Origin of the sequence: Halorubrum tibetense, assembly GCF_042661865.1 — an archaeon.
Lineage (GTDB): Archaea > Halobacteriota > Halobacteria > Halobacteriales > Haloferacaceae > Halorubrum > Halorubrum tibetense.
In genome coordinates this window covers 1-6,930 of record NZ_JBHSWW010000122.1, presented here as the reverse complement: position 1 = coordinate 6,930, position 6,930 = coordinate 1, and the positions used below count along the sequence as shown (strand labels likewise).

The following is a 6,930-nucleotide window of genomic DNA, read 5'->3' as shown; positions in this document are numbered from 1 at the left end:
GGCGTCGCCCGCGGTCGGGTCGCCGACGACGCCGTTGTCCGTGAACTCGTGGCTGTCGTGAGCGAGGTTCACGCCGGAGACCCACTCACCCCAGTGGTCGGCCCCGCCGTCGCGAGCGGCCTCTACGCGGTCCTCGCGGACCATCTCGGGGTGTTCCGCCCGCAACATCGCCGTCTCCAGCGGGCCCGCGTGACCCATGTCGCTTCCGTGCTCGCCGACCGCGTCGAACCAGGTGAACGCCACCGCGTACCCCTCGTGTGTCGGGTCTCGTGAGAACCGGCGGGCGACCTCCGCGAGCGCGTCGACGTTGCCGCCGTGACCGTTCACGAACACGACGCGGTCGATACCGTGAGCCGGCAGCGAGGCAGCTGCCTCCCGGACGTACGCCCGGAACGTGTCGGGACTCACCCACATCGTCCCGTCGAACCGGCGGTGCTCCTCCGCGACGCCGACGGGAATCGGCGGGCCGACGAGGGCCTCACCATCGGCGTCCATCCCGTCCACCTCGTCCGTTCCGTACGCCGCCGCGCCCGCCTCGGCGACGGCGACCGCGTTCAGCGTGTCCGTGCCCAGCGGGGCGTGCGGGCCGTGTCCTTCGGTGCTGCCGACGGGGAGAAACGCGACGTCGACGTCGGCGTCCCGCACGTCGGTCCAGGTTGCGTCCGCGAGTCGCATACCCCCCTTCAATGGGCGAGCGTCGTATAGCCGGCGGTCCAAGACTGGGTGCCACCCGCCGAACGTCGCAGTCTCGACCTTGGGAATTAATCCGTTCCCCGTTGAGGGGAGGTGTATGACGGATGAGCAGGACTCCAACACCGTGTACGGCGTGGCGTTCGGTCCGTTGAAGCCGGCGCTCCGCGAACACAGCTATCCGGTGACCCGATCCGAGCTGATAGAACAGTACGGCGGCTTCGAGCTCGAACACGCCGACGGCAGTGACCGTCTCTCCGCCGTGTTACAGGAGGCCGACGCGGCGACGTTTCGCGATCCGCGACAGGTCCGTGACGCGGTCCTCGACGCGCTCGAGCCGGCGGCCGTCGAGGGTCGATCGTCGCCTGACGGAAGCGAGGGCACTGGAGACGGACGCGAGGAGCACGACGATGCGCATGGTGAAGAGCCGGGCGACGGGAGCGACGACGGCGGCGACGGGACCGACGGTCCCGGAGACTGGAGTCAGACCTCCGTCTGAGACGGCCGAACCGATTCGAGTTGGGTGTCCCGACCCGACCCGGGTCAGTCGTCGTCCTCTGCCTCTTCTAGCACTCGGGCCGTCCGCTCCTGTGCTCGATCGATGAACTCCTGTGGCAGCTCGTCGATCTCCCCGGCTTGGACCCCCCAGAGGTGGGCGTACAGCCCCTCGTTCTCCAGCAGCTCGTCGTGTGTCCCTCGCTCGACGATCTCACCGCCCTCCAACACGAGGATCGTGTCCGCGTCCTTGATCGTGGAGAGCCGGTGGGCGATTGCGAACGTCGTCCGCTCCTCGGTGAGCCGGTCGAGCGAGCGCTGGATCAGCATCTCCGTCTCCGTGTCCACGTCCGAGGTCGCCTCGTCGAGGATCAGGATGTCGGGGTCTTTCAACACGGCACGGGCGATGGTGACGCGCTGGCGCTGGCCGCCGGAGAGCTTCACGCCCCGCTCGCCGACCATCGTGTCGTAGCCGTCGGGGAGGTTCTGGATGAAGTCGTGTGCTTCGGCGGCTTTCGCGGCCTCGATCACCTCCTCGTCGGTCGCGTCGAACGTCCCGTAGGTGATGTTCTCCTTTACCGTCCCGTAGAACAGGTACGACGACTGGCCGACGTAGCCGAGCGAGCGGCGGAGCGACCGCAGCGTGACGTCGCTGACGTCTTGATCGTCGATCCGGATCGCCCCCTCGTCGACGTCGTACATCCGTAACAGCAGTTTGAGAACCGTCGACTTGCCGGCACCGGTGGGGCCGACGAGCGCGAGGGTCTCGCCGCCCTCCACGGTGAAGTCGATGTCCTCGATGATCGTCTCGTCGTCGTAACCGAACGTGACGTGGTCGTAGACGACCTCGCCGTCGTCGACGACGAGCTCCGTGGCGTCGGGGTTCTGCTCCAGCTTCGAGGGTTCGTCCATCAGCCCGAAGATCCGCGCGGAGGAGGCGCGGGCGCGCTGGTACATGTTGATGATCTGGCCGAACTGCGCCATCGGCCAGATGAACCGCTGCGTGTAGAGGATGAACACGACGAACATCCCCACCGAGAGCTCGCCGGTGAACGGGCCCGGCGGGGTGTCCTGGAACACCCACAACCCGCCCACGATGAACGTGACCACGAACCCGATACCCGCGAGCACGCGGAGCGCGGGGAAGAACTTGATCCGCGTCTCGATCGCGTCCCAGTTGGCGTCGAAGTAGTCGTAGGAGACGTCGTCGACGCGATCCGATTCGTAATCCTCGGTGTTCGAGGACTTGATCACCTGGATGCCGCCGAGGTTGTTCTCCAGCCTGGAGTTCATCTTCCCGACGGTCGAGCGGACCTCCGCGTACTTCGGCTGGATGATCTTGATGAACATGTACGTGAACCCGGCGATGAGCGGGACGGGGAGGAGCGCGACCAAGGCGAGCTGCCAGTTGATCCAGAACAGGAGGACACCGATCCCGACGACCATCACGGACAGCCGGAACATCGAGTTCATCCCGTCGTTCAAGAACCGCTCGAGACGGTTCACGTCGTTCGAGAGAATGGACATCATCTCCCCGGTCTGTTTATCCGAGAAGAAGTCCATATTGAGCCGCTGCATCTGGTCGTACGTGTCCGTCCGGATGTCGTGTTGGATGTTCTGAGCGAACGCGTTGAACCCCCAGTTACGGACCCAGTGGAACGCCGCGCCGAAGAAGAACGCCCCGGCGATGGCGGCGATGAGGAACCAGAACTGCTCGGTCTGTGTCGCCGGCAGCCACGCCTCCGGGAGGAGGACGAGGGGGATCTGTTCGCTGAACACGGCTTCCTCGCGGAACACCGCGTCGATGGCGATACCTAACATGAGCGGTGGGAGGAGGTCGAGCAGCCGAGCGAAGACGCTGGCGAAGATGCCGACACTGACGGGGAACAGGTAGTCCCGCCCGTACACGACGAACAGCCGCTTCATCGGGTTCTCGATCTTGTCCCGCTGTTCCTCGAACGGGTCGTCTTTCTCCCAGTCGATGCTACTCATTACCGTTCACACATGTGAGGTGCCGCAAGTATGTTTCCTTCGAACCGAAATACGTCGGCACGCCTTGCCGGAGACACCTCAGATCTCCCGTTTCTCGACGGCCGGATCGACGTTTGCAGCCGAGAGATCCCGCCTGATCCGCTCTCGAAGGGGGTTCGGAACGCTCGCGCGCGCTACCGGATGGGCCGTTCCCGCTCCCGCGTCCGTGTCGCTCGCCTCGGTCACACCGGTGTCGTTCGGGACCGTCCAGTAGAGCACCGTCTCGGCTCCGGCGTAGTATTCGACGGCGAACCGGTCGCCCCCGCCGTCGTAGTGGACACGTGCCGCATCGCCCTCCGCCCGCCACCCGTCTTGCTGAACGAGCGCAGCGATCGAATCGTTCATGATCGCAGTGGGGGCGGCGGGCACATGTCGGTGTCGCCGACGGGTCGTCGAGGGGCACATCAGTCCTCTCGGATCCGATCTCCCGGCTCCGCATCGCGTTCTATCGATCCCGAATCCCTCTCGACCACGTCCGCATCACGTTCGACCCGCCGCCGCGCGCCGTCGGGCGTCTCGGTCTCCAGTAACGCCTCCAGTTTCCGCTCGAACTCCTCGTCACCCAGGTCTCCGCTGGCGTATCGGTCCCGGAGGGTGTCGAGCGCGTCGGCGGTCGACTCGGTGTCGCTCGCGGCTGTGTCCCTCTCGCCGGTGTCCCTCGCGAAGCCGTCAGGCCAGAGGGCGTCGATCACGATCGCGCCCCCGATACCGAGCGCGAATGCGGTCACCGCCGCACTCCACCACCCGAGTGCGGCAAACACGATCGTCGCGGCGAAACAGAGGGCGAACACCGCGTCTTCCGGGTCTCGACGGACCCCGTCGGAGAGCCGGACCATGGCCGATCGACCCACACGGATGATATAAAAACCACCGCCGCAGGCCGTTTCGTTGGCCCCCGATCACCTCGCACTGCCGCCGGTCGGACCCCGTCGGCGATGGCGTTCGCGTCGACGACTCGGTCCGTGGCCCCGACGCCGTCATCGACACCGGTTTATAAATTCCGCCCCGAAACCCGGCCATGTCCCTTCGCGTCACGTTCCTCGGTACGGGCGGCGCTGTTCCAACCGTGGAACGCGCGCCGAGCGCGCTGTTCGTCAACCGCGAGGGCGACCGCCTGCTGTTCGACTGCGGCGAGGGCACCCAGCGGGGGATAATGCGGTACGGGACCGGCTTCGGGATCGACCACCTGTTCGTCTCACACCTCCACGGCGACCACGTCCTCGGGATCCCGGGGCTCGTTCAGACGCTCGGGTTCAACGACCGCGAGGATCCGTTGACGATTCACTGTCCGCCCGGCACGCGTGACGACCTCCACGACTTGGTTCACGCGGTCGGTCACGACCCGGCCTTCCGGATCCGGATCGAAGAGGTCGCTCCGGGCGAGGTCACGTTCGATGGCGACGGCTACACCGTCAGTGCCTTCGAGACGACACACCGGACTCGGTCACAGGGGTACGTCCTCGAAGAGGACGACCGTCCGGGTCGCTTCGATCGGCCGAAGGCGGAGGCGCTCGGCGTTCCCGTCGGTCCCGCGTTCGGCCGGCTTCACGCCGGCGAGTCGGTCGAGCTCGACGACGGGACGGTCGTGGAGTCAGATCAGGTTGTCGGTCCGCCGCGACCCGGCCGCACGCTCGTGTACACCGCGGACACCCGACCCCGTGAACGGACGGTCGAGGTCGCCGAGGGCGCGGACCTGCTCGTTCACGACGCCACTTTCGCCGATGACATGGCCGACCGCGCCCGCGACACTGCCCACTCCACCGGTCGCGAGGCGGGAGGGGTCGCCGCCCGCGCGGGCGTCGAGCGGCTCGCCTTGGTCCACGTCTCCTCGCGATACGCCGGCGACGCCTCCCCGATCCTCCGTGACGCTCGGGACGCCTTCGACGGCGAGTGTCTGCTCCCGGACGACGGCGACCGGATCGAGGTCCCGTACCCCGACACTGGGGAGTGAGCCTGACTGGAGGACGTTCGCTGGGCTCCCCGGCCACCACCGTTCGGTTCCTCACGATCGAACTGCTGATTTCGCATGTTTTAGTCCCGTAACGTGGGTTTTTGCGTGTTGGAGGCGTATGGATCGTGATAGCTGATGCCCGCCCCACAGACCGCCGACGGCGATGCAGCTGACACGGAGCCGGGAGACACGGAGCCGGGAGGCGCGGAGCCGGGAGACACGTTGCAGGCGCGGCTCGACCGTCTCGACCGCGAGATCGCTCGACAGATGGACCGGCTCGGGATCCCGGCGCTCCGCGTCGCGCTCGGCGTCGTCTTCATCTGGTTCGGCGGGTTGAAAGTGATCGGCGGGAGCCCGGCCGCCGAGCTCGTCTCCGCGACGGTGTACGTCGTCCCGCCCGACGTGTTCGTCCCGATCCTCGGCGTCTGGGAGGTACTGATCGGACTGTGTCTCCTGTACCGTCCGCTCATCCGCGTCGGGATCCTGCTGTTGTTCCTCCAGATGCCCGGCACGTTCCTGCCGGTCGTCCTCCTTCCGGAGGTCGTCTTCGTCACCTTCCCGCACGAGCTCACCGTCGAGGGGCAGTACATCATCAAGAACCTCGTGATCATCGGGGCCGCGCTCGTCGTCGGCGGGACGGTCAGGGGTGACGTCGACGACGGTTCCGCGGAACCGAACGACGACCCGGCCGTTTCCGACGGCGAGTGACCGCCGCCCGCTGGTCGGGCCCTTTCCGGCGTTACCGCCCGCCGGGAAACCTTGATACGCCGCGGCACCGACCCCTCGCGTATGTCCGATGACTGTGTGTTCTGTTCGATCGTCGCCGGCGATATCCCGGCACGAACGGTCCACGAAACCGACGACGTGCTGGCGTTCCTCGACGCGAACCCCCTCGCGGCGGGCCATACGCTCGTGATCCCGAAAGCACACGCCCGACACGTCGGCGATCTCGACTCCGCGCTCGCGAGCGACCTCTTCGACGTCGTCGCCGAGCTGACGCCGCGCGTGCAGGACGCCGTCGACGCCGACGCGGCTAACGTCGGGATCAACGACGGTGCGGCGGCCGGTCAGGAGGTTCCGCACGTCCACGTCCACGTCATCCCGCGATTCGAGGGCGACGGGGGCGCTCCCCTCCACGCGGTCGGCGGGGATCGGCCGGACCTCTCCGAGGACGAGCTGGACGCCATCGCTGCCGATATCGCCGGATAACGGCTTCGAACCTCGTTCAACAGAGTTAAGCGCGGATCCACGAGTACGTGGGTATGCATGCGACGACGCTCGCGCTGGTCGGGGCGACCGGCGGCGCGGGGACGACACGCACGGCCGTCGAGCTGGCGGCGATCGGTGCCCGCGGTGGCCGCAACGTAGCCGTGATCGACGCCGCGTTTACCACTCAGGGACTCTCGGAGTACGTCCGGGACCGTATCGGCACGGACCTCACTGCCCTCATTACGGATGACGCCGGCGTGTCGCTGTCGGCCGCCACGTACACGCTCGCCGGCGACGGTGCTGCCGCCGACCAGCTGAACGACCTCTCCGGGAAGGTCGATCTGATACCCGCCCGTGCCCCGTTCGAGCGGGTCGCTCGCGCGAAGACCGCCGAGGCTGCCCGGAAGCTCGAACGGCGTATCGACGAGGCCACGACCGGCTACGACGCCGTCGTCGTCGATACCTCGCCGGTCGCCTCGAACGAGGCGGTCGCCGCGGTCACGTCCGTCGACCGCGTCGGCGCGGTTCGGCCGGCGACGCCACACGGCGTTGAC

9 protein-coding genes are annotated in these 6,930 nt (G+C 67.2%); 5 read left to right on the top strand and 4 right to left on the bottom strand.

The window, feature by feature from the left end:
* A partial coding sequence (locus tag ACFQEU_RS09235; protein ID WP_379781446.1) for a creatininase family protein occupies positions 1–675 on the bottom strand: 675 nt, incomplete at its 3' end.
* Positions 676–790: 115 nt separating this feature from the next.
* Between ACFQEU_RS09235 and ACFQEU_RS09230 the strand changes: the two genes are divergently transcribed.
* Entirely contained in the window at positions 791–1,189 is a 399-nt protein-coding gene (locus ACFQEU_RS09230) for a DUF5789 family protein (RefSeq protein ID WP_379781444.1), read from the top strand.
* A 44-nt stretch (positions 1,190–1,233) separates the two neighbouring features.
* On the opposite strand, the gene ACFQEU_RS09225 is transcribed toward ACFQEU_RS09230, so the two are convergent.
* The 3 genes from ACFQEU_RS09225 to ACFQEU_RS09215 all read right to left on the bottom strand — a co-directional run bounded on the left by ACFQEU_RS09225 (position 1,234) and on the right by ACFQEU_RS09215 (position 4,052).
* Entirely contained in the window at positions 1,234–3,177 is a 1,944-nt protein-coding gene (locus ACFQEU_RS09225) for an ABC transporter ATP-binding protein (RefSeq protein ID WP_379781442.1), read from the bottom strand.
* 78 nt (positions 3,178–3,255) lie between these two features.
* The gene (locus ACFQEU_RS09220; protein WP_379781440.1) at positions 3,256–3,561 is read right to left on the bottom strand and encodes a DUF7538 family protein; all 306 of its coding nucleotides are present in this window, start codon (positions 3,559–3,561) and stop codon (positions 3,256–3,258) included.
* Positions 3,562–3,620: 59 nt separating this feature from the next.
* Complete coding sequence (locus tag ACFQEU_RS09215; protein ID WP_379781438.1) at positions 3,621–4,052, bottom strand: SHOCT domain-containing protein; 432 nt, start codon at positions 4,050–4,052, stop codon at positions 3,621–3,623.
* Positions 4,053–4,234: 182 nt separating this feature from the next.
* Here ACFQEU_RS09215 and rnz point away from each other — a divergent pair, with 182 nt between their 5' ends.
* The 4 genes from rnz to ACFQEU_RS09195 form a co-directional block, all read left to right on the top strand.
* Positions 4,235–5,167: a ribonuclease Z gene (gene rnz, locus ACFQEU_RS09210; protein ID WP_379781436.1), complete on the top strand. Its 933-nt coding sequence runs from the start codon at positions 4,235–4,237 to the stop codon at positions 5,165–5,167.
* A gap of 135 nt (positions 5,168–5,302) precedes the next feature.
* On the top strand, positions 5,303–5,875 hold the full coding sequence (locus ACFQEU_RS09205) for a hypothetical protein (RefSeq protein ID WP_379781434.1): 573 nt from the start codon (positions 5,303–5,305) through the stop codon (positions 5,873–5,875).
* An 81-nt stretch (positions 5,876–5,956) separates the two neighbouring features.
* Positions 5,957–6,376, top strand: coding sequence for an HIT family protein (locus tag ACFQEU_RS09200; RefSeq protein ID WP_379781432.1), 420 nt, complete (start codon positions 5,957–5,959; stop codon positions 6,374–6,376).
* A gap of 53 nt (positions 6,377–6,429) precedes the next feature.
* Positions 6,430–6,930 (top strand): ParA family protein (locus ACFQEU_RS09195; protein WP_379781430.1); only part of this gene is annotated, 501 nt, incomplete at its 3' end.

What these genes read in the sequence shown, in the direction of transcription:
- ACFQEU_RS09200 (WP_379781432.1), top strand. Translation starts at nt 5,957, where the DNA reads ATGTCCGATGACTGTGTGTTCTGTTCGATCGTCGCCGGCGATATCCCG.
- rnz (WP_379781436.1), top strand. Translation starts at nt 4,235, where the DNA reads ATGTCCCTTCGCGTCACGTTCCTCGGTACGGGCGGCGCTGTTCCAACC.
- ACFQEU_RS09220 (WP_379781440.1), bottom strand. Translation starts at nt 3,561, where the DNA reads ATGAACGATTCGATCGCTGCGCTCGTTCAGCAAGACGGGTGGCGGGCG.
- ACFQEU_RS09225 (WP_379781442.1), bottom strand. Translation starts at nt 3,177, where the DNA reads ATGAGTAGCATCGACTGGGAGAAAGACGACCCGTTCGAGGAACAGCGG.
- ACFQEU_RS09230 (WP_379781444.1), top strand. Translation starts at nt 791, where the DNA reads ATGACGGATGAGCAGGACTCCAACACCGTGTACGGCGTGGCGTTCGGT.
- ACFQEU_RS09205 (WP_379781434.1), top strand. Translation starts at nt 5,303, where the DNA reads ATGCCCGCCCCACAGACCGCCGACGGCGATGCAGCTGACACGGAGCCG.
- ACFQEU_RS09215 (WP_379781438.1), bottom strand. Translation starts at nt 4,052, where the DNA reads ATGGTCCGGCTCTCCGACGGGGTCCGTCGAGACCCGGAAGACGCGGTG.